This is a genomic window from Bradyrhizobium monzae (genome assembly GCF_021458635.1).
Taxonomy (GTDB): domain Bacteria; phylum Pseudomonadota; class Alphaproteobacteria; order Rhizobiales; family Xanthobacteraceae; genus Bradyrhizobium.
The window spans coordinates 1,585,810-1,610,320 of sequence record NZ_JAIRDQ010000001.1 but is presented as its reverse complement, the minus strand read 5'-3'; the positions used below and the strand labels follow the sequence as shown (position 1 = coordinate 1,610,320).

Genomic DNA, 24,511 nt, shown 5'->3' with positions numbered 1-24,511 from the left:
CAGAACAATAATTTCGGTTGGGTACGTCAACAGGAGGAGGCCGGCAGCGGATGGGACAATACGCAGGACTATTGCTCGATTCGATCGTGTCCGGCGTTCTGGTCGGGGGCTTCTACGCCGCCATGGCGGTCGGCATCTCGATCGCGTTCGGCATGCTCGGCATCAGCAATATCGCCCATCCGGCGCTCATTCTGCTCGGCTCGTTCATCGCCTATGTGCTGAACTCCCAGTTCGGGTTGGACCCGATCCTGGTTGGCCTGCTCGCGACCGTTCCGTTCTACTTTCTCGGCACGCTGCTCTACACCGCCTATGAATTCGCCTTCGAGCGGCGCGGCACGCAATTGATCCGCGGCCTCGCGTTCTTCTTCGGTCTGCTCTTCATCACCGAGGTCGGTCTTCAGCTGATCTTCGGCGTCGACTACCGCCTGGTCGAGGCGCCCTATATCGGGCCGTCCTACAATATCGGGCCGGTCTCGCTGCCGGTCCGGATGCTGATTCCGTTCCTGGCCTCCGTCCTGCTGCTGGTTGGCCTGCAAATCTTCTTCGCGCGCACCTTCACCGGGCGCGCCATCATGGCGGTGGCGCAGGACAAATTCGCGCTGCAGTTGATGGGCGCCGCGCCTGTTCGCATCAAGCGCATCGCCTTCGGGCTATCTACCGCCACCGCGTCGCTGGCCGGCGCCTTCCTCATCATTCTCCAGCCGGTGGAGCCGTCGATGGGGCGCGACTATATCGGGAGAATTTTCGCGATCTGCGTCCTCGGCGGCATCGGCTCGTTGCCGGGCACCTTCATCGCGGCCGTGATCGTCGGCGTGGCAGAGAGCATCACCGCGACCTTCTACGGTCCGTCCTGGTCGCCCGCGATCGCGTTCGGCTTCCTGCTGATTGCGCTGGTGGTCAGGCCCGCCGGCCTGTTCGGGAGAGCCTGATGTCTAACGGGCGCTTCATCCTGCTTGCCTGCCTGGTCGGCGTCGCGCTGGTCGGTGCCAGCACCTTCGTGACCAACGAGTACTATGTGTTCGCCGCCTACTTCGTCCTTCAATACGTCGTGCTGGCGACGGCCTGGAACATCCTCGGCGGCTATGTCGGTTACGTCAATTTCGGCACGACGGCGTTCCTCGCCATCGGGCTTTACAGCGCCGCGGCGCTGAACAAATGGCTCGATCTGCCGATTCCGGTGCTGATCCCGATTGCAGGCGTGCTGTGCGGCGCTGTCGGGCTGGCCATGGGATATCTGACGATCCGCCTGCGCGGTGTCTACTTCACCATCGCAACGCTGGCGCTCTCGGTCGTGGTCCAGACCTTCATCACCAACTGGGATTATGTCGGCGGCTCGCGCGGCATCTACATCATGCGGCCGACCGATGCTCCGGTGTTCGGCAGTTATGTCGCCTATCTCTTCTTCCTGATGACGGTGCTCGCGGTCGCTTCCGTCATCGTCGCGCGCGTCATCGAACGCTCGACTTTCGGCTTCGGCCTCGCCGCCATTCGCGACGATGAAACAGCGGCTGCCGCCTCCGGCGTTCCGGTGCTGAGGCTCAAGCTGGTCGCAGCCGCCATCAGCGGCGCCTTGATGGGAATGGCCGGCGCGCCGCTGCCGTTCTATCTGACCTATGTCGAGCCGACCTCCTCGTTCAGCCTGGCCTACACCGTCAACAGCGTCGCGATGCCGCTGGTCGGAGGCACCACGAGCTGGCTTGGCCCGGTGATCGGGGCGGTCCTGCTCGGTACCATGCAGCAGGCCATGACGGTGTTGATTTCGTCGTCGGTCAATCTGCTCGTGGTCGGCGTGCTGCTCGTGATCTTCGTGATCGCCGCGCCGAACGGAATTCTGGGACTAATCCGGTCCTTAGGGGGCAAGAAGGTCGATCCGGAGACCAATCCGCTCGCGGCGATGCTCGTGACCGAGAAGCGGAGCAGCCCATGACGACCGAGGCGAGCCCGGCTGTGGCAAACGATCTGATCCTCGATGCCCGCGGCATCACCAAGCGTTTCGGCGGCTTCGTCGCGCTGAACAATGTCGACCTCGCGGTGCGGCCCGGCGAGCGGCTCGGCCTGATCGGTCCCAACGGCTCGGGCAAGAGCACGCTCACCAACTGCCTGTGCGGCGCGCTGAAGACGGATGGCGGCTCGATTTCGTTCGCGGGCAGGGCGATCGACAGTCTCTCGTCCTATCAACGCGCACGGCTCGGGCTCGGGCGCAGCTTCCAGCTGCCGCGGCCGTTTCACAGCCTGTCGCTGCTCGACAATCTTCGCATCCCGCTGGTCTACGCGGTTAACGCGCGCGGCGGCACGCATCTGACCGAGCCGCAGATCCGTGCGCGCAGCACGGAGCTGCTCGGCGAATTCGGCCTCGGCGGCAAGCTGCATCGGCTGCCGGGCGATCTGACCCAGGTCGAGATGCGCAAGCTCGAGCTGGCGCGCGCCATGGCGACGGACCCGACGCTGCTGGTGTCGGACGAGGCCCTGGCGGGCCTGTCGCATTCGGAGGTCGACGAGATCCTGGCGCTGCTGCTCGCGCTGAACAAGCGCGGCGTCGCCGTGATCTTCATCGAGCACATCATGCGCGCGGTGATGGCATTCTCCGAGCGGCTGGTCGTGCTGGTCGCCGGCGAGAAGATCGCGGACGGTGCGCCGAAGGACGTGATAGCCGATGAGCGGGTGATAGGGGCATATCTTGGCCAGTAGCATCCGCATCGACAACATCAATGCCGGCTACGGATCGGTTCGCGTCCTTCACAACGTATCCATGAACGTCGCCCCGCGTGAGACGGTGATCTTGCTAGGCACCAACGGCAACGGCAAGAGCACGCTGATCAAGACCATCATGGGCGCGGTGCGGCCGAGCTCGGGCCGCATCGTCGCGACCATCGACGGCAAGGAGCATGATCTCATCGGCAAGGAGACCGAGGAGATCATCGATCTCGGCGTGGCGCTGGTGCCGGAAGGCCGCCGGCTGTTTCCGCGCCTGACGGTCGAGGAGAATCTGCTGCTCGGCGCTTACCGTCCGACGGCACGGGCGCGGCTGAAGGACAACATGGCCTATTGCTATGAGGCGTTCCCGCGACTTGCGGAACGCCGCGCGCAGCTCGCCGGCACGATGAGCGGCGGCGAGCAGCAGATGCTGGCGCTGGGGCGCGCGCTGATGTCGGCGCCGAGCATCTTGATCGTCGACGAGCCGTCGGTGGGCTTAGCCCCGCTGTTCGTCAGCCGCACCATCGACATGATCGCGCAGCTCAAGGAGCGCTATCATCTGACCGTGCTGATGGCGGAGCAGAATTTCACACAGGCGATGCGGATCGCCGACAAGGGCTATGTGATCGTCCACGGCGAGATCGCTTTCCGGGGCGAGAGCCCTGAAGAAATGCAGCAGAGCGACCTGATACGACAGCATTATCTCGGCATGTAGAACTCAAAATATAAAACAGGGAGGACGACGTGAGGATGTTTCGGCTGACTGGCTTGAGGGGCGTCGCTTTGGCGCTCTCGACAATGATTGCCGCGCTCTATCTGTCCAGCGATGCGGCGCGCGCGGCTGATCCGATCAAGATCGGCTTCGGCATCCAATTGACCGGGCCGCTCGCCGGCAACGGCAAGGCGGCGCTGCTCGGCGCGCAGATCTGGGCCGACGAGGTCAACAAGGCCGGTGGCCTGATTGGCCGGCCGGTCGAGCTCGTGCCCTATGATGACCAGAGCAATCCCGGTCTCGTGCCCGGCATCTATTCCAAGCTGCTCGACGTCGACAAGGTCGATCTGCTGCTGTCGAACAACACCAACCAGACCGCGCCGGCGATGCCGACGATCATTCAGCACAAGCGGTTGATCATGGGCATGTTCGCGCTCGCCATCAACGAGCAGTTCAAATATCCCGGCTATTTCCAGATCCAGCCCTATGGGCCGAACGGCAAGGACTCGCTGACCCGCGGCTTCTTCGAGAATGCGATCGCGATGGATCCGAAGCCGACCACGGTGGCGCTGGTCGGCGCTGACGCGGAGTTCTCCAAGAACGCGCTGGAAGGCGCCCGCATGCAGGCCAAGCGGCTCGGCTTGACCGTCGTCTACGACAAGGTCTATCCGCCGACGACGGTGAACTTCACGCCCGTGCTGAAGGCGCTGCAGGCGACGTCGCCGGACCTGGTGTTCGTCGCGTCCTATCCGTCCGATACGGTCGGCATCATTCGCACCGCGCACGAGATCAATCTCGAGCCAAAGGTGTTCGGGGGCGCCATGGTCGGCACCCAATATGCCGCGATCAAGCAGCAGCTCGGCGAGGCGCTGAACGGCGTCGTCTCCTTCGAGCAGTACATCCCCGAGCCGACGGTCAAATTCCCGGGCATCGAGGACATGCTGAAGAAGTACCAGGCCAAGGCGGCGGAGGTCGGCGTCGACGCGCTCGGCTATTACGTGCCGGCCTTCGTCTACTCGGCGCTTCAGGTTCTCGGCGAGGCCGTGACCAAGACCGGCGGCGTCGATCAGCAGAAACTGATCAGCTACATCCATGGCAACACATTCCAGACCGTGGTCGGCGATATCGCCTTCGGTCCTGATGGCGAGTGGGTCGAGCCGCGGATGTTCGCGGTGCAGTTCCGCAACATCAAGGGCAACGACATCCAGCAGTTCACCCAGGCCGGCAAGGAAGTAATCATCTTCCCGCCGAAGTACAAATCCGGTGACCTGGTCTATCCGTTCGCCAATGCGCAGAAGGCCGCGCAGAACTGACCAGACCGTTCAAAAAGAAGAAACGAGAATTCATGACTGAAGCGATCGGCATGCTCGGCATCGGGATCATGGGCTCCGCCATGGCGCGGAATTTGATCAAGGCCGGCTTTGCCGTGGTTGGCTACGATCCCGTGCCGGCGGCACGGGATCGTCTTTCCGATATGGGCGGCAAGGTGCTGTCGTCGCCGAAGGACGTGGTCGAGGCCGCCGGGATCAGCTTTGCCTCGCTGCCCGGTAGCGCTGCGCTCGCGGAGGCCGCAGCTGGTGTCGCCGTTGCGAGCGGCTCCGGACAGATTCTGATTGAATGTTCGACGCTGCCGCTGTCGGCCAAGCGTGAGGCTTTCGCCGTGTTGGAGAGCGCTGGCAAGACCTTGCTCGATTGCCCCGTCAGCGGCACCGGCGCGCAGGCCGCAACCGGCGATCTCGTGATCCTGGGCAGCGGCGACGAGCACGCGTTCAAGCGATGCGCGTCCGCGTTCGCTGGGATGTCGCGGCGGCAAGTCTATCTCGGCCGGTTCGGCACCGGCAGCATCATGAAATACATCGCCAATCATCTGGTGACGATCCATAACGCCGCGGCTGCGGAAGCGATGCTGCTCGGCATGAAGGCCGGGATCGATCCAGGCCTGGTCTACGATACGCTCGCCGACAGCGCAGGGACGTCACGCATGTTCCAGATGCGCGGGCCGCTGATGCGCGACGAGAATTACGACAATCCGACCGCGACCATCCGGACCCATCTGAAGGATCTCTCCATCATCTCGGGTTTCGCCGCCGAGCTCGACTGCGCACTGCCGGTCTTTGCTGCGGCCGAGCAGCTCTATCACGTGGGCGAGGCGCTCGGCTTTGCGGCGCGCGACACCGCCTCGATCTGCGCCGTGCTCGAGCACATCAACGGCTTCGACCGTCGCAGCGGCGCAGATGCGCCCACAGTTTCGTCCTCCCAATCGTAAAGGAAGAGCCATGTCTGCCTATTGGTGCGCACGCGTTCACGTGACCGATCCCGAAACTTACGGGAAGTACGCCGCTCTCGCCGGGCCTGCCATCGAGAAGCATGGCGGCGTGTTTCTCGCGCGCGGTGGCAAGCAGGTAATCCTCGAGGGCGGCAATTACGAACGCAGCATCGTCGCGCGCTTTCCGAGCCTCGATGCCGCGGTGAAATGCTACAACTCGCCCGAATATTCCGAGGCGCTCAAATACACCATTGGCACGTCCGAGCGCCACATGGTGGCGGTCGAGGGACTTGACTAGATCGTCTTGAGGAAAACCGGACCGTCGCCTGACAGCAGGTTCAGGCGACGGGTCCAGTGCGAACTCAGCGAGCTTGGGGAAGTTGGCGATCGGGCTGTCGAACGCGTCAGCGTTCGTTCGCGATTGTCACCGCGGCTTCCACCGCATTCTCCAGGATTTCATCGGACAATTCCTTGTCGTTGACGGCGCGGGCCAATTGCAGCGCGCCGACCATGGTCGAATAGATCGTGATCGCTTTGCGTCGCCGCTCCTTGGCGGAGCCCTGCCTGATCTGCTCCGCCATCAGCACGATGATGTCAGCGACCTTGCCGGTGAAGGCATCGCGTGTCGCCTTCGGATGGCGCGCGATCTCGGCGACAAGTGCGGCGGTCGGGCAGCCGGTTCCAGCGTGGTCGCGATGCCGCGTCGAGAGATAGTCGCGGATCGTGCTCTCCAGCGCGACGCCGTTTTCCAGATTGGCCTTGTGTCGCTCTTCGCGCCGGGTGAGCGCGTCGATCAGCACCTCCCGCACCAGATCCTCCTTGGAGGCGAAGTGCGAGTAGAAGGCGCCGTTGGTGAGGCCCGCCTCCGACATGATGCCGGATAGGCCGACTGCGGCGATCCCGCTCTCGCGGAACTGCGCTGAGGCGACATCCAGGATGTGCCGGCGGGTCTCGTCCTTGTGTCCCTTTTCGTAGCGCATGGGGCCTGACTCCCTCCTGTCGGCCGGCCTGAAAGGCGCGGCCACGGGATCGTGAGCGATTTGCTATTGCATTACGATCATAATAAAGCATGATGATTATAATACAATGGCTGACGCACCGGCGGCGGGCCCGAAGAACAACAGGACCTCAGGAATGTCAGTCGAGGACGTCGCCGCATCGCCTTTGTCCACAATGGAGGCGCCCGCTCGCAGCGTGTCCGCGCCTCGCACCGCGCCGATAGCCGCCGATCAGCGGCGCGCCGCGCTTCTGACGGCGCCGATCCTGCCGACGCTGCTCAAGCTCGCGCTGCCGACCGTGACCGTCCTGGTGGCGCAGACCGCGGTCAATATCGCGGAAGCCTATTATGTCGGCTATCTCGGCACCGATGCGCTGGCCGGTGCCGCGCTGGTATTCCCGATCTTCATGCTGATGACCATGATGTCGAATGGCGGGTTCGGCTCAGGCGTCGCCTCGTCGGTGGCGCGCGCGGTCGGCGCCGGCCGCCGCGACGACGCGGATGCGGCACTGTTCCACGCCATTGTGCTCGCGATCATCGCGGGCGCGCTGTTTACGCTGGGGGTGCACTTCGGCGGCCCGGCGTTGTTCCGCGCCCTCGGCGGCCGCGACGGCGCGCTCGACGCGGCCATCACCTATTCGAGTTATCTGTTCGCGGGCGCGATTCCCGTCTGGATCGTTAACCTCCAGGCGGCGGCGCTGCGCGGCTCCGGCAACGTCAAGGTGCCGGCGCTGGTGACGCTGATCGGCGCGATCGTGACGATCCCGGTGTCGCCGCTGCTGATCTTCGGCTTCGGACCAGTCCCAAGTCTCGGCATCGGCGGCGCCGGCATTGCCTTCGGCCTCTATTACGGCGCGGCCATGCTGTTCCTGCTGCGCTACATGTCCTCGGGGGCATCCGGTCTGAGGCTGCACATCGTGCCGCTGCGCGCAAAGATTTTCAGCGACATGTTGAAGGTCGGCATCCCTACTGCGTTCAACGCCGTTCTGACCAACCTCACCGTCATCCTCGTCACCGGCGCGGTCGGGCTGTTCGGCACCTCCGCGCTTGCCGGCTACGGCATCGCCTCGCGGCTCGACTACATCATGATCCCGCTGCTGTTCGGCATCAGCACGGCGACGCTGACCATGGTCGGCGTCAACATGGGGGCGGGCCAGGCGGCGCGGGCGCAGAGGATCGGCTGGGTCAGTGGCGCCGCCGGCATGATCATGACCGGCGCGATCGGCCTCCTGGTCGCGATCTTTCCGACGGCCTGGCTGCATCTCTTCAGCCACGACGCGGACGTGGTGAGCGAAGGCATGACCTACTTGCGCATCGTGGCGCCAGCCTATGCCGCGCTGGGTTTTGGCTTCGTCGCGTCGTTCGCCGCGCAAGGCACGGGCCGGGCAATGGGTCCTCTGCTGTCCGCGGTCGCGCGCATCCTGATCGCGGCCGGCGGCGGCTGGATTGCGGTTGCGTATTTCGGCGCGGGAATGACCGGGCTCGCCGCCATGGTCACGGTGTCGCTCGCCGCCTACGCCGTGATCTGCGTGCTGATCATGCTGTCGCCGTCGACCTGGCGCGCCGAGCCGCGCGCCTAGGAAGGGCTTGCGCGCGGCCTGCATCTGCCCCGATTTGCGTTCGTTTCCCATTTTGCGGCGAACGGAGAAGCGTTGCCCGCCGCAGGCGGGAAATATGGATTTTCATTTCATTGATTTCGCCCGGCGGAGAAGCGAATACGGTTCCACTCATTGTCGTCGAGTCACGGAGACCAAGATGTCGTTTCGTCCCGCTTTGATCCTCGCAACGGCGCTGGCCGCATGGTCGGCCGCAGTATCAGCCGAGACCATCAAGATCGGCGTGACGCCGGGGCCGCATGCCCAGATCTTCGAGGCCGTGAAGCCGGTCGCCGCCAAGCAGGGGCTCGACATCCAGCTCATCGAATTCTCCGACTATGTGGTGCCGAACGCGGCGCTCGATGCCGGCGACATCCAGGCCAATTCGTTCCAGAACCAGCCTTATCTGGACAATCAGAAGGCCGACCGCGGCTACAAGATCGAGTCGGTCGCTCTGACCGTGAATTTCCCGATCGGCGTCTATTCGAAGAAGCACAAAGCTTTCGCTGACATTCCCGACAGCGGCAAGATCTCGATCCCCAACGACCCGACGAATGGCGGCCGCGTGCTGCTGCTCTTGCGCGACAAGGGCGTGATCAAGCTGAAGGACGGTGTGGGCTTCAAGCCGACCGTGCTCGACGTCACCGAGAATCCCAAGAAGCTGAAGTTCATCGAGGTCGATGCGGCCCAGGCGCCGCGCGCGCTCGACGACGTCGACGCAGCCGCGATCAACACCAATTATGCAACCCAGGCGGGCCTCGATCCCGTCAAGGACCCGATCCTGCGCGAGGACCCGAAGGGGCCCTATGTCAACCTCATCGCGGTGCGCAGCGCCGACAAGGACAAGCCCTGGGTCAAGATCCTGGTCGACAGCTATCACACGCCCGAGGTGAAGGAGTTCATCCTCACCAAGTTCAAGGGCGCAGTGCTGCCGAGCTGGTAGGCAATCTGCCTAGACAAGGTCCAGCGCACGAGGCCGGTCGCGGCGGGCAGCCTTGCGCATTGCCCGCTTGTGTTGGGCCCTCGCAACCGACATCATCGGGGTCGTGGCCATCCTCGCCCGACAGGGGTCGTATGAAACGCTTTGCAAACCTGAAACGCCTGGGCTTCTTCACGCGGCTGCTCGACGAGGCACCGCCTGCGGAGCGGTATCGCTTCGCCGCCGAGCAGATCGTGCGGGCCGAGAAGGCGGGGCTCGATTCCGCGTGGATCGCGCAGCACCATTTTCACGAGCGCGAGGGCGGACTGCCGTCGCCCTTCACGTTCCTCGGCTATGTCGCAGCCCAAACCTCGCGCATTCGCCTCGGCACCGGCATCGTCACCTTGCCGCTGGAGAGTGCGGTCCGGGTGGCAGAGGACGCCGCGGTGCTTGATCTGCTTTGCAACGGTCGGTTCGAGCTCGGCGTAGGAACTGGTGGCAACCCGTCCGCGTTTGCCGCTTTCGGTCTCGACGGCACCCAGCGCAACGAGATCTTCGCGCGCAATCTGGAGGTGGTCCGCAAGGCGCTGACGGGCAAACAGCTCGACGGCGGCGACACGCTCTATCCGCAGCGGCCGCAATTGGACAAGCGCATCTGGCAGGCGACGTTCTCGGTGGCGGGCGGGGCGCGCGCCGGAAAGGCTGGCGACGGCCTGCTGCTCTCGCGCACCCAGCCGCGCGCCAAGGACGCGCCAAACGCCACGCTCGCCGAGATCCAGAACCCGATCATCGATGCCTATCTCGCGGCACTGCCGCCGGGCGCCGAGCCGCGCATCATGGCGTCGCGCAGCGTGTTCGTCGCGGACGATCATCGCGAGGCGGTGCGGCTGGCAGACATCGGGCTGCGGCGCGCATTGCCGCAGTTCATGAAGGGCGGTCACCTTCCTCCGGGCGAGACGCTGGAGGAGATGATCACGGCGTTTGACACCCATGTCGGCGGCGCCGACGAGGTCATTGCCTCGCTGCGCACCGACGCGACGCTGGAGCGGGTGACCGATCTGGTGTTCCAGGTCCATTCGGTCGATGCGCCGCATCCCTATGTGCTGCGCTCGATCGAACTCGTGGCCGACAAGGTCGCGCCGGCGCTGGGCTGGAGCCGGACCGCGCCTGATGTGGCCCTGGCCGGCTAGCCGGGATTTTCTGGATTGTACGAGGCCTTATGATGAGTACGCCTGACATCATCGACACGCTCGCCGGGATCAAGCCCGGGTCGGCGCTGGACACCATCCGCGCCAAGCGCCTGCAGGCGCGCGAGAACGCGCAGAAGAGCTATCTCTCCCTGTTCGAGCCGATCGACGCCGGCGAGGTCTCGCTGCTCGAGCGGGCCGCGGTCGCGGCCTTCGTAACCGGTCTCCATGGCGAGTCCCCCGTTGCGACTTTCTATCGCGAGAAGCTTGTGGCGAGCGCGGGTGGGGCGGCCCTGCTTGAAGCGATCGAGGCCGAGATCGCGCGGGGCAAGACCTCGGGTCCGTATGGCTCGTTCCCTGCCGGCCCGCTCTCGGCCGAGAACACGGCCGGTCTTATTTATCGGGTGAGCGCGGCGAGCATGCCAGTTCTCGGCACCCGGCTCGTCGCGGCGCTCGAGCATGCGCACCTCCTGGTGTTCCGGCCGCGCGATGCGGCGTCCACCGACATGAAGGCGCTGCTTGCCGCCGGCTGGTCGAACACCGGCATCGTCACCTTCTCCCAACTCGTCGCGTTTCTGTCGTTTCAGGTGCGGGTCATCAGCGGCCTGCGCACGCTCGCCGCAGTAAACGCGTAAGAAGAGGCTGCATCATGAGCGCCACCGTCAATCCGCCCGTCGTCTTCACCCAGGACGAGCTTGGCTGGGTCTCCTGGATCGAGCCGCTGCCCGAGGCCGAGCTCACCGAGCGGCATTTCGCCGGCCTGGTCGATCGCGCCCGCGCCAAGTCGGAATATTTTCGCCTGCTGGTGCGCGATCCCGAGGTGCTGGAAGCCCGCACCAAGACCGACAAGGACATCTTCTACAACGTCGCCGACGGCCTGCCGCGTGCCGAGCGTGAGCTCGCGGCGGCGGCGACCTCGCGCTACAACGGCTGCATCTATTGCGCCTCGGTACATGCGCGCTTCGCCAGCACCTATTCCAAACGCCGCGAGGACGTGCAGAAGCTGCTCGATGAAGGCGTCAACGCCGATCTCGGCGCGCGCTGGAACGCCGTGATCAAGGCCTCGGTGGCACTGGCCTCGACGCCGATCGCCTTCGGCCCTGATAATATCGCGGAGCTGCGCAGTGCGGGCCTCGACGACGCCGAGATCGTCGACGTCATCAACGGCGCCTCGTTCTTCAACTGGGCGAACCGGCTGATGCTGTCGCTCGGCGAGCCCTCGAAATAGGCAATCTCACCGGCACAAGAATTGCTGCTTTGTTTGTAACACCTGACTGGATGGAGCCGTGCATGAGCAACATCGATCGCCGAACCCTGATCAAGGGCTCGCTCGCCGCCGCAATCGCGGGAACATCACTCTCGCGCGCAGCTTTCGCTGACAACGCCGAACCGATCCTGCTCGGCGTCAGCGGGCCGCTCACGGGGCCGAATGCGCAATATGGCACGCAGTGGAAGCAGGGCTTCGATCTCGCGCTCGACGAGATCCTGGCCGGCGGCGGCATCAACGGCCGCAAGCTCGCCTACAGCTTCGAGGACAGCCAGAGCGATCCGCGCCAGTCGGTGGCGATCGCGCAGAAATTCGTCTCCGACCCCCGCATCGTGCTGGAGCTCGGCGATTTCTCCAGCCCCGCCTCGATGGCGGCCTCGCCGATCTATCAGCGCGGCGGCCTCGTGCAGTTCGGTTTCACCAATTCGCACCCTGATTTCACCAAGGGCGGTGATTTCATGTGGAGCACGTCGGTGAGCCAGGCCGACGAGCAGCCGCTGCTGGCGGCCTATGCGGTGAAGAAGCTTGGCCTGAAGAAGCTTGCGGTGCTGCACCTCAACACCGATTGGGGCCGCACCAGCCGCGACTATTTCAACAACGCCGCCAAGGAATTTGGCGCGGAGATCGCCATCACCGAAGGCTATATCGCCGAGGAGCGCGACTTCCGCTCCACGCTGGTCCGCGTCCGCGACGCCAATCCGGATGGGCTGATCCTGATCTCCTATTATTCCGACGGTGCGCTGATCGCGCGGCAGGCGCGCCAGGTCGGGTTGAAGCAGGTGATCTGCGCCGCGAGCTCGGTCTATTCGCCGAAATTCCTCGAGCTCGGCGGTGACGCCGTCGAGGACGTTCACGTCGGCACGCGCTACTTCCCGGAGGATCCGCGGCCAGAAGTGCAGAAATTCATCGCTGGCTTCAAGAAGAAGTACAACGGGCTCGAGCCCGATGCCTTCAACGCCTACGCCTATGACGCCATGAACATGGCCGCCGCCGTGGTGAAGATCGGCGGCACCGATCGCAAGGCGATCCGCGACGCCTTCACCAAGGTCAAGGACGTTCCGAGCGTGATCTTCGGCGCCGCGACGTTCGACGTCGCGAGCCGCCGCGTCAAAGGCGCGATGAATGCAGAACTCGTTGTCCGCAAGGGCCAGTTCTCGCTTTGGGACGGCAAGCCGACCTGACATGATGGCCGGGGCTCCAGTCTCGGCCGCTTTTCTCTGATTGGGACTATCGCGTGTCTTCCTGGCTCGACTACACCATCAACGGGCTGATCGTCGGCAATGTCTACGCCCTCGTGGCAGTCGGGCTCGCGCTGATCTTCGGCGTCAGCCGGCTGATCAACTTTGCGCAAGGATCGATCTATCTCGTCGGCGCCTATATCGGCTGGGTCGCGGTGGTGCAGCTGCACACGCCGTTGCCGCTGACCATCATCTTCGTCGCGGTGGTGGCGGCGCTGGTCGGGCTGATCATCGAGCGGTTCGGCCTGCGGCCCTTACAGAACTCCGTGCGCATCGCGCCGCTGCTGGCGACGATCGGCATCAGCTTCGTGCTCGATCAGCTGGTGATGCTGACCTTCTCGCCCAATCCGCGCGCGCTGCCGAGCCAGCTGCCGGATGTGCGTTTCCAGGTCGGTGGCGGCACGATCGGCCCGCTCGATCTCCTCATCGCTGGTGTCGGCATCTCCAGCGCGGTGCTGCTGTTCGTGTTCCTGCGCTACAGCAAGCTCGGCTGGGCGGTGCGCGCGGCCTCGCAGGACCGCGACGCCGCGATGCAGATGGGCGTCGATGTCAACCGGGTCAATCAGGCGGTATTCGGCATTGCGGCCGCGCTCGGTGGCGTCTCCGGCCTGCTGGTCGGCATGTACTACAACCAGATCGATACCGCGATGAGCCTGCAGGCGACGCTCAAGGGCGTCGTCGCGGAAGTCGTCGGTGGCGCCGGCAACGTGCCCGGTGCCGTGGTCGGCAGCCTGCTATTGGGATTGGTCGAGAGCTACGGCGTCGCCGTGTTCGGCACCAGCTACCGCAATCTGTTCGCCTTCCTGCTGCTGGTCGTCGTGCTGGTGCTGCGGCCGAACGGGCTATTTGCCAGCGCCCGGCAGGCGCCGCCGGAGCCGCTCACCGGCACATTCATCGCGCCGAGCCGGCCGGTGCGCATTCCGCGCTGGGCGTTGCTGGTCGCGGCGGCTGTGTTTGCGATCCTGCCGCTGTTGCCGGTGTCCTTCTACGTGCTGCAGACCTTGATCAACGCCTGGCTGCTCGGCATGCTGGCGCTCAGCCTCACGCTGGTTGCCGGCACGATCGGCCAGGTCTCGCTGGGGCACGCCGCGCTGCTCGCGATCGGCGCCTATACGTCGGCGCTGCTGTCGCTGACGCTCTCCGTTCCCGTCGGTCTCGCCATCATCGCCGGCGGCCTGATGAGCGCCGCGCTCGGCACGATCCTGATCTCGCCGTCGTTCCGGCTGCGCGGGCATTACGTCTCGATCGCGACGCTCGCCATCGGCGAGATCGTGTCGCTGGTGATCCTGAACTGGGAAAGCGTCACACGCGGCCCGATCGGCATCTCCGGCATCCCGCCGCTGTCGCTGTTCGGCTACGATCTGATCAGTCCCACTTCGGTGTACTGGTTCAGCTTTGCCGTGATGGTCGTGCTGGCGCTGCTCCAGGCGCGCTTGCTCTCATCGCATCTCGGCCGCAGCTTTCGCGCCATCCGCGACGATGACGTCGCCGCGCGCGCCTATGGGCTCAGCCTGAACCGCTACAAATCGCTCGCCTTCATCTTCGGCGGGTTCGCAGCCGGCGTCAGCGGCGGTATCGCGGCGCATCTATATTCCTACATCAACCACGAGACCTTCAACACGCAGCAATCCATTCTGGCGCTCACGGTCGTGATCCTCGGCGGCTTGGGCAACGTCGTCGGCGCTATCGTCGGAGCGGTCGCGCTGGTTGGCCTGCCGGAAGTCTTCCGGATCGCGGCGGAGTACCGCATCCTGATCTACGGCATCGTCCTCTTGTTGCTCGTGCGGTTCAGGCCGCAGGGCCTGTTGGGGACGATCTGATGGCGGAGGCGCATGCACCGCTGTTGTCCCTGCGCGGCTTGACCCGCCGCTTTGGCGGGCTGACGGCCGTCGACGGCATCGATCTCGACCTCGCCAAGGGCGGGCTCGTCAGCATCATCGGGCCGAACGGCGCCGGCAAGACCACGCTGTTCAATCTCGTGACCGGGCTCGACCGGCCGGATGCGGGCGAGGTTCGCTTCGAGGGACAGGACATCACCGGCCTCTCGCCGGAACGGCTGGCTGGCCGCGGCATCGCGCGCACGTTCCAGCTCGGCCGCGTCTTCGGCAATCTCAGCGTGATGGACAACGTCCTGATCGGCGCCCACACACGCTTGCGCGCGGTGAAGCCGGCGGTGCCGGTGATCGGCCCGCTCCTGGAATTGGGATTGGCGCTGCTGCGCCCTTCCAGCGTCAAGGCTGAGGAAGAGCGGCTGCGCGAAGAGGTCAAAGCCATTCTCGCCCGCTTCGGCGAGCGGTTGCTGCCGCGGATCGACCAGCCGGCCTACAGCCTCTCTTACGCCAACCGCCGCCGCGTCGAGATCGCCCGCGCGCTGGCGCTGAAGCCGCGCCTCCTGCTGCTGGACGAGCCGACCGCCGGCATGAACCCGAGCGAGACCGCGGAGATGCAGGCACTCGTTGCCGAGCTGAAGGCGGAGGGGCTGACCATCCTCCTGATCGAGCACAAGCTGGAGATGGTGATGCGGCTCTCGGATCGCGTCATCGTCATGGACGAGGGCCAGAAGATTGCGGAAGGGCCGGGCGAAGAGGTGCGCAACGATCCCAAGGTGATCGAGGCCTATCTCGGCCACGGCCTGTCGGGGACGGCAGAGCAGGAGAGCGCGGCATGACCACGGGCGCACCCGAACCGCTGCTGGTGCTGACTGACGTCAACACGTTTTACGGGCAGGCCCAGGTGCATTTCGACCTGTCCATATCAGTCGGTCGCGGCCACATCGTCTGCCTGCTCGGCGGTAATGCCAGCGGCAAATCAACGACGATGAAGATCATCCTTGGCCTGGTAAAGCCGCGCTCAGGCGAAGTGACGTTCGACGGCGCCTCGCTGATCGGGCTCACCACGCCGCAGATCGTCCGCCGCGGCATCGCCTCGGTGCCGGAGGCGCGACGGCTGTTCGCCGACATGAGCGTCCGCGAGAACATTTTGATGGGTGCCTTCGTGCGCAACGACCGCGATGCGGTGGCGCAGGATCTCGACAAGATGCTGACGCTGTTCCCGAAGCTCGGGCAGCGGCTGTCGCAGCGCGCGGGCTCCCTGTCCGGCGGCGAGCAGCAGATGGTGGCGATGGCGCGCGCGCTGATGAGCCGGCCCAGGATGATCGTGATGGACGAGCCGACCATGGGCCTGTCACCGCTCTATGTCGACCGCGTGCTGGAGCTGATCCGCACCATCAACCAGGAAGGCGTCTCGGTCTTCATGGTCGAGCAGAACGCCAGCCTCGCGCTCGAGATCGCGCACGAGGCCTATGTGCTGCAGACCGGCAAGATCGTGCTCTCCGGCTCGGCGCGGACGCTGAAGGACGACCCCCGCGTGCGCGACGCCTATCTCGGCGGCTCCGAGGCGGCGTAAGGCGCTGCTGTCTCCACGGCGTCATGGCCGGGCTTGACCCGGCCATCCACGTCTTGCTGCGGGCACGAAGAGCGTGGATGCCCGGGCCTTCGCCTCGCCGAAGCGGCTTCGGCCGCGCAGGCGGGACAAGCCCGGGCATGACGACCTCCTGCAATTTCGCATATGCGATCATTGGGCAGCAGCCGGGGCTGGTCCGTATGATAATTCTGTGAAAAGATCATACCGTTGACGCAACGAGGCGCGGCGGAATGAGTTTCGTGACGAGGTCTTTGCGGGCGGTCGAGCCCGGAACGGTGCTGCTGTTCGGCGGGCTCGTCGTCGCCAATGTCGTCGCATGGGCCTGGGCTTTCGCGGCGTTCGGCGATCGACCTGCAGTGATGGCGACCACGCTGCTCGCCTGGGTGTTCGGCCTGCGCCACGCGGTCGACGCCGACCATATCGCGGCCATCGACAATGTCGTGCGCAAGCTGATGCAGGCGGGCGATACGCCGCGCAGCGTCGGTCTCTATTTCGCGCTTGGCCATTCCACGGTGGTCGTGATCGCGACCATGCTGCTCGCGCTCGGCGTGGTCAGCCTCGGCGGCGACAGCCTGCTCAGGGATATCGGTGGGTTGATCGGCACCTCGGTGTCGGCGCTGTTTTTGCTGGTGATCGCCGCCATCAACCTCGCCATCTTCGCCGGCTTGTGGCGGACATTTCGAGCGGCCCGGGAGCGGGGAGTTCATGACGCCGAAGGGCTCGACGCGCTGCTTGCCAATCGCGGCTTTCTCGCGCGCCTGCTCGGCCCGATGTTTCGGCTGGTGACAAAACCCTGGCACATGTTTCCGCTCGGATTGCTGTTCGGCCTCGGTTTCGACACCGCGACCGAGATCGGCCTGCTCAGCATCTCCGCCACCGAAGCCGCGCGCGGCGCATCGCTCGCCGACATCCTGGTCTTCCCGGCTCTGTTCGCTTCAGGCATGGCGCTGGTGGACACCGCCGATTCAACGCTGATGGTGAGCGCCTATCGCTGGGCCTTCGTCGATCCCATGCGAAAGCTTTGGTACAACCTCACCATCACGGGTGCCTCCGTCGCGGTTGCGCTGTTCATCGGCGGCATCGAGGCGCTTGGCCTGATCTCCGACCGACTTGGCCTTAACGGCGGCGTGTGGGCGCTGGTCGACGCCCTCAACGACTCGCTCGCCAATGTCGGCTTCGCGGTGATCGCGCTGTTTGTGATCGCCTGGCTCGTCTCGAGCTTGATCTACCGCCGCATGTTCGCAGACGGGCGCGGCGCCACGCCGGATGGTCTCGATGCGACCGAGGTGGCCTGAGTCCGGCCGTCGTTGCGCCGTTCTCGCGGCACTCCCGGCCTTCGTCCTTGTAGCGGATGACGCCTTCGCGCAGAGCAGCGGTGCGCCGCATGAGCTGCCGCCCGTCGAGGTCAGCGGCGGCGAGACGCCGCATCACAAAAAGCCATCCACGACGCGACGCCCCGTCGGACCTGCCGCGGCGAGGCGTCCCGTCGTTGCCCAGCCGGTGCCAGCTCCGGGAACAGACGCCACGAGCGTTGCCTCCGGCGCCAAGAGTGCGCCGAGCATGGCGAGCGAGTTCACAATCTCCGGCGAGGCGCTCAATGCGCGCACCTTCACGCGGCCCGGCGAGGCGCTCGAGGCCGTGCCGGGGCTGATCGTCACCCAGCACTCCGGCGAGGGCAAAGCCAACCAGTATTTTCTGCGCGGCTACAATCTCGATCACGGCACCGATCTCGCCATCACCGTCGACGACGTCCCCGTCAACATGCGCACCCATGCGCATGGCCAGGGCTATGCCGACCTGAACTGGCTGATCCCCGAGACGATCAGCGCGATGGATGTGCGCAAGGGGCCATATTTCGCCGAGGAAGGCGATTTCGCCTCGGTCGGCAGTATCCATATTGACCTGATCGATCGCACCGAAAAGGGCCTCGCGCAAGTAACGGTCGGCAGTTTTGGCTATCGCCGCCTGCTCGGCATGGATTCCGCCAAGGTCGGTGACGGTTCGCTGCTCGTGGCCGGCGAGATCAGCACCTATAACGGCCCGTGGGTAAATCCGGACGATGTGAAGAAGCTCAACGGCCTCCTGCGCTACAGCCAGGGCACTGCAACCGACGGCGTCTCCGTCACTGGCATGGCCTATGCCAACACGTGGAATTCGACAGACCAGGTGCCGCAGCGCGCGATCACCAGCGGTTTTCTCGACCGCTTCGGCTCGGAGGATCCAAGCGACGGCGGCGACACCAATCGCTTCGCCCTGTCAGGCCGCGTCGCGCAGAGCGACGATCTCGGCTCCTGGAAGGCCAACGCCTTTGTCGTGAAGAGCCAGCTCGATCTCTTCAATAATTTCACCTACTTCCTAAATGATTCCGTGCTCGGCGACCAGTTTCGTCAGCACGACGACCGCCTGATGGCCGGCGCGAATATTTCGCGCACGCTGAACGGCTCGTTCGCGGGCCTGCCGATGCAGACGACCTTCGGCATGCAATGACGCGATCGATCTCGCGCTCTCCAACACGTTCCAGCGCAGCTTCCTGTCCAGCGTCCGCAGTGACAAGGTGGGTGAGGGCAGCGTCGGCATCTATGCGGAAAACACCGTGCGCTGGACCGACTGGCTCCGGACCACGGTCGGCTGGCGCGGTGATTATTATAACGCTGACGTCACCTCACTGTTCAATTCCAACAATTCCGGGCACGTCGATGCCTCGCTCGGAAGCCCCAAATTCAGGATGGTGCTCGGCCCGTTCAACCAGACCGAATTCTTCCTTGGCGCTGGCTACGGCATGCACTCCAACGACGCCCGTGGCGCGACCACGACGGAAGTCCCTAGCGATCCCGCCACAAGGCTCTCGCAATCTCCGCTCTTGGTGCGCACCCGCGGCGCCGAGGTCGGCGTTCGCAGCAAAGTCATTCCCGGCCTCGACTCGTCATTTAGCGTCTTCATCCTCGACCAGGATTCTGAGATCCTGTTTTCGGGTGACGCCGGCGATACCGAGGCGACACGCGCCGGCCGCCGCTACGGCTTTGAGTGGACAAACCACTATCGCCCGCGCTCCTGGATCGACATCGATGCCGATCTCGCCATGACGCATGCGCGCTTCCGCGGCTATGATTTCGACCAGGCGGCGGTCTATGCCTCGCTCGCCGGCTATCCCGAGGCGCAGATCGGCAACGCGCCCGGCAATTACATTCCGAACGCGCCGTCGATGGTGGCCTCCGCCGGCATCACGCTCGGCGAGAAGACCGGCTGGTTCGGTGGTGTGCGCTGGCGCTATCTGGCGGCGAGCCCGCTGACGGAGGACAATGCGTTTCGCTCGTCAGCGACCAGCATCTTCAATGGCCGCCTCGGCTATCGCGCCGACAATGGCTGGCGCATCCAGCTCGACGTGCTCAATCTGTTCGACACGCAGGCAAACCAGATCACCTACGCCTATGGTTCGCTGCTCAAGACCGACACGCTCTATAATCTCTGCGCCGGCGGTGTCGCGCCGACCCCGGTCTGCCAGAACGGCGTGATGGACTACGTGCTGCACCCGGTCGAGCCGCTGACGTTTCGGCTGACAGTGGCCGGGGCGTTTTGATTGCCACATCGTCATGCCCGGGCTTGTCCCGGCCATCCAGGCCCTTCAGCGCGTGACCAAGAACGTGGATGCCCGGGACAAGCCCGGGCATGACGGCTTCTGTCGTAGCTTGCAATGTAAGTTAGGCCGACGCCGCGCTCTGCACCGTCTCCACCGGTAAATCGTCGCGATTGGGATCGCCCGGCGCCGTCGCCCAGGCCAATTCCACCAGCGTCACGAACCTGCGTCCGCCGCCGTCGAGCTGGACGACGATCAGGCCCTGCTCCTCCATATAGCCGAGCAGGCGCTGGGCCCGGCGCAGCGAATGCGAGCCATAGGCGCGGGCGATCGCGGCATCGCCGGGGCAGGGCCAGCCTTCCTTGGCGGCGCGCGCGATCATCATGAACACGCCCTGCATGTCGTCGGGCAGGATCGAGGCGCGCAGCGTCACCTCCTGCCAGGCCTCGTCCTCGGCGATGTCTGTGCCGAGGCCTGCGCGTGCATGCGTCAGCATGCGGCGGAATTCGCCGAGGTCAGGCACGGCGGCGCCGAGGCCCTCGATGCGGCAGCGGACCACGAATTCCTGGTAAAGCACGCCGATGGCGCGGAAGCCGGCATCGGGCGCGGCCAGCACGGCGCGCAGCGTCCGATCCACGCGCTCGCGCCGCTCGGCGAGCTCTTCGGCACTGACGGGCACCTCGACCACCTCGGGGCTGACCTCGGGCGCTGCTGCCTTTGCCGCGCGGAGCTGCTCGAGCAGGTCCGGCGCCGGCCGGCGCTGTGCGCGCGTTGCCTCCAGCGGCGGCGCTGCCAGGATCACGGCGCGCGCGTCCTCCAGCGCCGCTTCCGGCATCGGCATCAGCCGCGGCGTCGAGTTGCGCGGGGAGGTGTCGGTCGGGCCGATGTTCAGCCGCAGCGGACGGCGCGACAGCGCAGGTCCAAGCGCCATGAACTGTCCGCGTTCGAGATCGCGAAAGGCTTCCGCCTGCCGCCGCTCCATGCCGAGCAGGTCCGCGGCGCGCGCCATGTCGATGTCGAGGAATGTCCGGCCCATCAGGAAGTTCGAGGCTTCGGCGGCGACGTTCTTGGCGAGCTTTGCCAAACGTTGCGTCGCGATGATGCCGGCGAGCCCGCGCTTGCGGCCGCGGCACATCAGATTGGTCATGGCGCCGAGCGAGAGTTTTCGCGCTTCATCCGAGACCTCGCCGGCGACCGCCGGCGCAAACAGCTGCGCCTCGTCGACGACCACCAGCATCGGGTACCAGTGGTCGCGCTCGACGTCGAACAGGCCACCGAGGAAGGCAGCCGCGCGCCGCATCTGGTTCTCGGCATCCAGCCCTTCGAGATTGAGCACGGTGGAGACCCGGTGCAGCCGGGCGCGTTCGCCCGCGACCTGCAGGCCGCGCTCGGTGTGATCCTCGGCCTCGATCACCAGATGGCCGAAGCGCCCGGCCAGCGTGACGAAATCGCCTTCGGGGTCGATGATGGCCTGCTGCACCCAGGGCGCGCTCTGCTCGAGCAGGCGCCGCAACAGATGCGACTTGCCGGAGCCGGAATTGCCCTGCACCAGGAGACGGGTCGCCAGGAGTTCCTCGAGGTCCATGGCCGCCGCGGCGCCGGCCGTGGTCAGCCCCATCTCGATCGCAACCGTCATGTCCCGACTCAGGCCCTTCCATTCGCGGACAGGGGCTTATCAATCGGATCGGGACGCGTCGAGCGAAACAGGACGGAACACGCCGCGTTGCCCACGGCGGAATTTCAGCCGAGATTTGAAAGTCGTAGAAGCGCGGGGCGGCCCGAGGGGCGACTCGTTGAGGGCGCCTTGCTTTCGGTAAAGCCGCAGCCGCTTCAGCGGAAGCGAGCCGCCGGTCCGTCCGGGAGACGGAAAATTCGGCGTTGCCTTGTATGCATTATCCCAGTTGCCATCCCGGGCCGGTTTGCCTTAAATGCTGCAACGCACCCGCGACAGCCGGGGCTCAAAAAATCACACACATTGTCGAGGGGACGAAACCATGGCGCGCAACGTTCTGATTCTCGGAGCTTCCTACGGCTCTCTGCTGGGCACCAAGCTGCTGATGGCCGGGCACAACGTGACCCTGGTCTGCCGCGCCAAGACCGCGGAGCTGATCAACCGCGACGGGACCGAGGTGCGCATCAAGCTGCGCGACGAGGCGGTGCACCGCGCGATCTTCTCGCGCGATCTGCCCGGCAAGCTCGACGCGATAACGCCGCAGAATGTCGACGTCTCGCGGTATGACCTTGTCGGTCTTGCGATGCAGGAGCCGCAATACACCAACCACACCGTCCGCTTGCTCATGGTCAAGATCGCCGCGGCGAAGCTGCCGTGCCTCTCGATCATGAACATGCCGCCGCTGCCTTATCTCAAACGCATTCCGGCGCTCGCCGACATGGATCTCGAGGAGGCCTACACCAATGCGCAGGTGTGGGAGCGGTTCGAGCCCGGGTTGGTGACGCTGTGCTCGCCCGATCCGCAGGCGTTCCGTCCGCCGGAAGAGGCGGCGAACGTGCTGCATGTCGGCCTGCCCACGAATTTCAAGGCCTCGGCTTTCGCCGACGACAAGCACAACAAGGTGCTGCGCGAGCTCGAGGCCGATATCGACGCGGTGACGCTCGACGGTCATGACGTGCCGGTGAAGCTGAAGGTGTTTGACTCGCTGTTCGTGCCGCTGGCGAAATGGTCGATGCTGCTCACCGGCAACTATCGCTGCATCACGCCGCAAGAGCCGCAGTCGATCCGCGACGCCGTGCACGGCGATCTCGCGCGCTCGCAGACGATCTACGACCATGTCGACGCCATCGCGCGCCGCCTCGGCGCCGATCCGCAGGACCAGGTGCCGTTTGCGAAATACGCCAAGGCCGCCGAAAGCCTGCTCAAGCCGTCGTCGGCGGCGCGGGCCGTGGCCGGCGGCGCGCCGTTCATCGAGCGCGTCGACCTTCTGGTGAAGCTGATCTCGCATCAGATCGGCACACCCAACGCCGAGATCGACCGCACCGTCGATACCGTCGACCAGAAGCTGAACGAAAAGATCGTGCAGGGCGGATCGGGCGCGCAGTAACGGCGCCCGACGGGCGAAACACCTGCAGGGGCTGTCAATCCGCGCCGGTAAAAATATTCCACTTTACCGAAATTCGGAATTGGCGTATGTGTTGCGCATCCCGGCTCGACCTGGAGGGGCGATCGTACGTCGTCACTGATCGAGAGCCGGGCTTGCGGTGGACGCGGCAGCGTCGGCACGAGGGGTGCGGGCAGGGCGGGTAGTCCCTGTGAGCCCGAAACCGCGTGTGGATGAGCGGCGCTGTGAAGTTCGTCTCGCCAACATTCTTGCGGCGCGTGTGCACACTGCTGCGAGACCCTTTGGCATCGGGCGGACGCGCGTACGGCAAAACCGTGTGGTCCCGACCGTCGTCGCTACGGTCAAGCTTGTCGCGGAGGTGTGGAGCGCCCAACCGGGTCAACCGCATCGCGAATCTGCGAGGCGAGGGAGGCCAGAAGGAATTCGGCTCCCGGGAGAGCACGGCATAAGCCGTCAACCCACCGCGCAGGGAAGGCCGTGTGTTAGGCTTCGCCTGTATGCTGCTGTGCGGTTTTCCTGCGCTACATTTTCGCGCAGCGGACCGCGGGTGCCGCCGGCACCCGGCCTTCCCTGCGCCCTCTTGGACAAGAGGGTGGAGTGACCAAGCAAAGCTCGGGCGAAATGCGTCGCGAGGATGAGAAGGCGTGTCTGAGATTCGAAATGCGAACCGGAAGAGCGAAGTCGTCGCTTCATACTCCGTCATTGCGAGCGCAGCGAAGCAATCCAGAGTCTTTCCGCGGAGGGATTCTGGATTGCTTCGCTGCGCTCGCAATGACGAGATCGGGGAGGCTGCTTGCCACACACCCTACGGCACTGTGCGATGACGCTCCCAATGGGGAAGCGGCTGCGCACAACACCGCTCACGCGGCACGCAACACCCTCAACTCTGGCTTGCCACACGCGCGCGATCGAGATGCTCCTCGATCTTGGGGCGGTCACGGGTGCGCTCGAAGCTGGTGCAGAGCAGCTCCGTCTCCTCGAGCGAGACGGGCGCACGATACAAACGGCACATGAATTCGGCGGTGGCGCGTCCTTTGCCCGTGCTGGGGCTGCGCTCGGCCAGGAACATGCAATCGCGGCAGACGCTGGCATCGAGCCGCTGATGGGCTGCGTCGAGATGATTGAGAACCTCGCGGAGCGAGTCGCGCAGCTGGATGCGGTCGTCGGTCTCGAGGCCTCTGACCGCGTTGACGACGTGATTGATCGGATCGTGCTGGCTCAGCCATTTCTCACCCTGCGTCGTGACGTGCAGCACGACAGAACGCTTGTCTTCCTGCGACGGTTTGCGCACCAGGAAGGATTTGCTCTCCAGCGTCTTCACGATCTGCGACGCGGTCGCCCGGGTCGCGCCGATGAAGCCGGCGAGCGCGGATGGTGTGCGCGAGAATCGATTGGCGCGGCCGAGAAAGCGCAACGCCATCCATTCCCGATCGCGCAACCCGTGTTGATTGCCTTCAAAATACCAGGCTCTGGCCGCCTGAACCAGCAGCTCGACGGCTTCGCGTGCCAACGGCATAAATTCCTACCTCGCCCCGGGAATCGCGTGTGCGGCGCCCCGAAGC

The 24,511-nt window shown here is 65.1% G+C and carries 21 protein-coding genes and 1 pseudogene; 19 read left to right on the top strand and 3 right to left on the bottom strand.

What is annotated here, in order from left to right:
* Positions 1–50: 50 nt before the first annotated feature.
* The 7 genes from K3F49_RS07805 to K3F49_RS07775 are packed head-to-tail and all read left to right on the top strand — an operon-like array spanning position 51 to position 5,970.
* Complete coding sequence (locus tag K3F49_RS07805; protein ID WP_234680295.1) at positions 51–929, top strand: branched-chain amino acid ABC transporter permease; 879 nt, start codon at positions 51–53, stop codon at positions 927–929.
* The gene (locus K3F49_RS07800) at positions 929–1,927 is read left to right on the top strand and encodes a branched-chain amino acid ABC transporter permease (RefSeq protein WP_234680294.1); all 999 of its coding nucleotides are present in this window, start codon (positions 929–931) and stop codon (positions 1,925–1,927) included. Before K3F49_RS07805 ends, K3F49_RS07800 begins: the two co-directional genes overlap by 1 nt.
* Positions 1,924–2,688, top strand: coding sequence for an ABC transporter ATP-binding protein (locus K3F49_RS07795; RefSeq protein WP_234680293.1), 765 nt, complete (start codon positions 1,924–1,926; stop codon positions 2,686–2,688). Before K3F49_RS07800 ends, K3F49_RS07795 begins: the two co-directional genes overlap by 4 nt.
* Positions 2,678–3,409: an ABC transporter ATP-binding protein gene (locus tag K3F49_RS07790; RefSeq protein ID WP_234680292.1), complete on the top strand. Its 732-nt coding sequence runs from the start codon at positions 2,678–2,680 to the stop codon at positions 3,407–3,409. Before K3F49_RS07795 ends, K3F49_RS07790 begins: the two co-directional genes overlap by 11 nt.
* A 35-nt stretch (positions 3,410–3,444) precedes the next feature.
* Positions 3,445–4,719, top strand: a complete 1,275-nt coding sequence (locus tag K3F49_RS07785) for an amino acid ABC transporter substrate-binding protein (protein ID WP_234680291.1) — start codon at positions 3,445–3,447, stop codon at positions 4,717–4,719.
* A gap of 32 nt (positions 4,720–4,751) precedes the next feature.
* Positions 4,752–5,672, top strand: a complete 921-nt coding sequence (locus tag K3F49_RS07780; protein ID WP_234680290.1) for an NAD(P)-dependent oxidoreductase — start codon at positions 4,752–4,754, stop codon at positions 5,670–5,672.
* A gap of 10 nt (positions 5,673–5,682) precedes the next feature.
* Positions 5,683–5,970 (top strand): DUF1330 domain-containing protein, encoded by a 288-nt coding sequence (locus K3F49_RS07775; RefSeq protein ID WP_234680289.1) that lies wholly within the window; start codon positions 5,683–5,685, stop codon positions 5,968–5,970.
* A gap of 106 nt (positions 5,971–6,076) precedes the next feature.
* On the opposite strand, the gene K3F49_RS07770 is transcribed toward K3F49_RS07775, so the two are convergent.
* On the bottom strand, positions 6,077–6,652 hold the full coding sequence (locus tag K3F49_RS07770; RefSeq protein ID WP_234680288.1) for a TetR/AcrR family transcriptional regulator: 576 nt from the start codon (positions 6,650–6,652) through the stop codon (positions 6,077–6,079).
* Positions 6,653–6,806: 154 nt separating this feature from the next.
* Between K3F49_RS07770 and K3F49_RS07765 the strand changes: the two genes are divergently transcribed.
* The 11 genes and pseudogenes from K3F49_RS07765 to K3F49_RS07715 all read left to right on the top strand — a co-directional run bounded on the left by K3F49_RS07765 (position 6,807) and on the right by K3F49_RS07715 (position 19,875).
* Entirely contained in the window at positions 6,807–8,249 is a 1,443-nt protein-coding gene (locus K3F49_RS07765; protein ID WP_234680287.1) for an MATE family efflux transporter, read from the top strand.
* Positions 8,250–8,424: 175 nt separating this feature from the next.
* Positions 8,425–9,207 (top strand): MetQ/NlpA family ABC transporter substrate-binding protein, encoded by a 783-nt coding sequence (locus K3F49_RS07760; RefSeq protein ID WP_234680286.1) that lies wholly within the window; start codon positions 8,425–8,427, stop codon positions 9,205–9,207.
* A 131-nt stretch (positions 9,208–9,338) separates the two neighbouring features.
* On the top strand, positions 9,339–10,373 hold the full coding sequence (locus K3F49_RS07755; protein ID WP_234680285.1) for a putative FMN-dependent luciferase-like monooxygenase: 1,035 nt from the start codon (positions 9,339–9,341) through the stop codon (positions 10,371–10,373).
* A gap of 32 nt (positions 10,374–10,405) precedes the next feature.
* The gene (locus K3F49_RS07750; protein WP_234680284.1) at positions 10,406–11,005 is read left to right on the top strand and encodes a CMD domain protein; all 600 of its coding nucleotides are present in this window, start codon (positions 10,406–10,408) and stop codon (positions 11,003–11,005) included.
* Between the two features lie 14 nt (positions 11,006–11,019).
* Complete coding sequence (locus K3F49_RS07745) at positions 11,020–11,598, top strand: alkylhydroperoxidase domain protein (protein WP_234680283.1); 579 nt, start codon at positions 11,020–11,022, stop codon at positions 11,596–11,598.
* Positions 11,599–11,660: 62 nt separating this feature from the next.
* Complete coding sequence (locus K3F49_RS07740) at positions 11,661–12,818, top strand: ABC transporter substrate-binding protein (protein ID WP_234680282.1); 1,158 nt, start codon at positions 11,661–11,663, stop codon at positions 12,816–12,818.
* A gap of 53 nt (positions 12,819–12,871) precedes the next feature.
* The gene (locus K3F49_RS07735) at positions 12,872–14,695 is read left to right on the top strand and encodes an ABC transporter permease (protein WP_234680281.1); all 1,824 of its coding nucleotides are present in this window, start codon (positions 12,872–12,874) and stop codon (positions 14,693–14,695) included.
* Complete coding sequence (locus tag K3F49_RS07730; protein ID WP_234680280.1) at positions 14,695–15,543, top strand: ABC transporter ATP-binding protein; 849 nt, start codon at positions 14,695–14,697, stop codon at positions 15,541–15,543. The genes K3F49_RS07735 and K3F49_RS07730 overlap by 1 nt, the downstream gene beginning before the upstream one ends.
* Complete coding sequence (locus K3F49_RS07725; protein ID WP_234680279.1) at positions 15,540–16,280, top strand: ABC transporter ATP-binding protein; 741 nt, start codon at positions 15,540–15,542, stop codon at positions 16,278–16,280. The genes K3F49_RS07730 and K3F49_RS07725 overlap by 4 nt, the downstream gene beginning before the upstream one ends.
* Before the next feature lie 248 nt (positions 16,281–16,528).
* On the top strand, positions 16,529–17,593 hold the full coding sequence (locus K3F49_RS07720; RefSeq protein ID WP_234680278.1) for a HoxN/HupN/NixA family nickel/cobalt transporter: 1,065 nt from the start codon (positions 16,529–16,531) through the stop codon (positions 17,591–17,593).
* Positions 17,565–19,875, top strand: a pseudogene (locus tag K3F49_RS07715) (TonB-dependent receptor domain-containing protein). Before K3F49_RS07720 ends, K3F49_RS07715 begins: the two are co-directional and overlap by 29 nt.
* A gap of 121 nt (positions 19,876–19,996) precedes the next feature.
* Here the strand turns inward: K3F49_RS07715 and K3F49_RS07710 are convergent.
* Entirely contained in the window at positions 19,997–21,508 is a 1,512-nt protein-coding gene (locus K3F49_RS07710) for an ATP-binding protein (protein ID WP_234680277.1), read from the bottom strand.
* A gap of 358 nt (positions 21,509–21,866) precedes the next feature.
* Here K3F49_RS07710 and K3F49_RS07705 point away from each other — a divergent pair, with 358 nt between their 5' ends.
* Positions 21,867–22,931 (top strand): ketopantoate reductase family protein, encoded by a 1,065-nt coding sequence (locus K3F49_RS07705; protein ID WP_234680276.1) that lies wholly within the window; start codon positions 21,867–21,869, stop codon positions 22,929–22,931.
* 898 nt (positions 22,932–23,829) lie between these two features.
* Here the strand turns inward: K3F49_RS07705 and K3F49_RS07700 are convergent.
* Positions 23,830–24,465, bottom strand: coding sequence for a MarR family winged helix-turn-helix transcriptional regulator (locus K3F49_RS07700; RefSeq protein ID WP_234680275.1), 636 nt, complete (start codon positions 24,463–24,465; stop codon positions 23,830–23,832).
* Between the last annotated feature and the right edge of the window lie 46 nt (positions 24,466–24,511).

What these genes read in the sequence shown, in the direction of transcription:
- K3F49_RS07750 (WP_234680284.1), top strand. Translation starts at nt 10,406, where the DNA reads ATGAGTACGCCTGACATCATCGACACGCTCGCCGGGATCAAGCCCGGG.
- K3F49_RS07800 (WP_234680294.1), top strand. Translation starts at nt 929, where the DNA reads ATGTCTAACGGGCGCTTCATCCTGCTTGCCTGCCTGGTCGGCGTCGCG.
- K3F49_RS07795 (WP_234680293.1), top strand. Translation starts at nt 1,924, where the DNA reads ATGACGACCGAGGCGAGCCCGGCTGTGGCAAACGATCTGATCCTCGAT.
- K3F49_RS07740 (WP_234680282.1), top strand. Translation starts at nt 11,661, where the DNA reads ATGAGCAACATCGATCGCCGAACCCTGATCAAGGGCTCGCTCGCCGCC.
- K3F49_RS07770 (WP_234680288.1), bottom strand. Translation starts at nt 6,652, where the DNA reads ATGCGCTACGAAAAGGGACACAAGGACGAGACCCGCCGGCACATCCTG.
- K3F49_RS07755 (WP_234680285.1), top strand. Translation starts at nt 9,339, where the DNA reads ATGAAACGCTTTGCAAACCTGAAACGCCTGGGCTTCTTCACGCGGCTG.
- K3F49_RS07725 (WP_234680279.1), top strand. Translation starts at nt 15,540, where the DNA reads ATGACCACGGGCGCACCCGAACCGCTGCTGGTGCTGACTGACGTCAAC.
- K3F49_RS07730 (WP_234680280.1), top strand. Translation starts at nt 14,695, where the DNA reads ATGGCGGAGGCGCATGCACCGCTGTTGTCCCTGCGCGGCTTGACCCGC.
- K3F49_RS07780 (WP_234680290.1), top strand. Translation starts at nt 4,752, where the DNA reads ATGACTGAAGCGATCGGCATGCTCGGCATCGGGATCATGGGCTCCGCC.
- K3F49_RS07745 (WP_234680283.1), top strand. Translation starts at nt 11,020, where the DNA reads ATGAGCGCCACCGTCAATCCGCCCGTCGTCTTCACCCAGGACGAGCTT.
- K3F49_RS07785 (WP_234680291.1), top strand. Translation starts at nt 3,445, where the DNA reads ATGTTTCGGCTGACTGGCTTGAGGGGCGTCGCTTTGGCGCTCTCGACA.
- K3F49_RS07720 (WP_234680278.1), top strand. Translation starts at nt 16,529, where the DNA reads ATGAGTTTCGTGACGAGGTCTTTGCGGGCGGTCGAGCCCGGAACGGTG.
- K3F49_RS07700 (WP_234680275.1), bottom strand. Translation starts at nt 24,465, where the DNA reads ATGCCGTTGGCACGCGAAGCCGTCGAGCTGCTGGTTCAGGCGGCCAGA.
- K3F49_RS07710 (WP_234680277.1), bottom strand. Translation starts at nt 21,508, where the DNA reads ATGACGGTTGCGATCGAGATGGGGCTGACCACGGCCGGCGCCGCGGCG.
- K3F49_RS07760 (WP_234680286.1), top strand. Translation starts at nt 8,425, where the DNA reads ATGTCGTTTCGTCCCGCTTTGATCCTCGCAACGGCGCTGGCCGCATGG.
- K3F49_RS07775 (WP_234680289.1), top strand. Translation starts at nt 5,683, where the DNA reads ATGTCTGCCTATTGGTGCGCACGCGTTCACGTGACCGATCCCGAAACT.
- K3F49_RS07705 (WP_234680276.1), top strand. Translation starts at nt 21,867, where the DNA reads ATGGCGCGCAACGTTCTGATTCTCGGAGCTTCCTACGGCTCTCTGCTG.
- K3F49_RS07805 (WP_234680295.1), top strand. Translation starts at nt 51, where the DNA reads ATGGGACAATACGCAGGACTATTGCTCGATTCGATCGTGTCCGGCGTT.
- K3F49_RS07765 (WP_234680287.1), top strand. Translation starts at nt 6,807, where the DNA reads ATGTCAGTCGAGGACGTCGCCGCATCGCCTTTGTCCACAATGGAGGCG.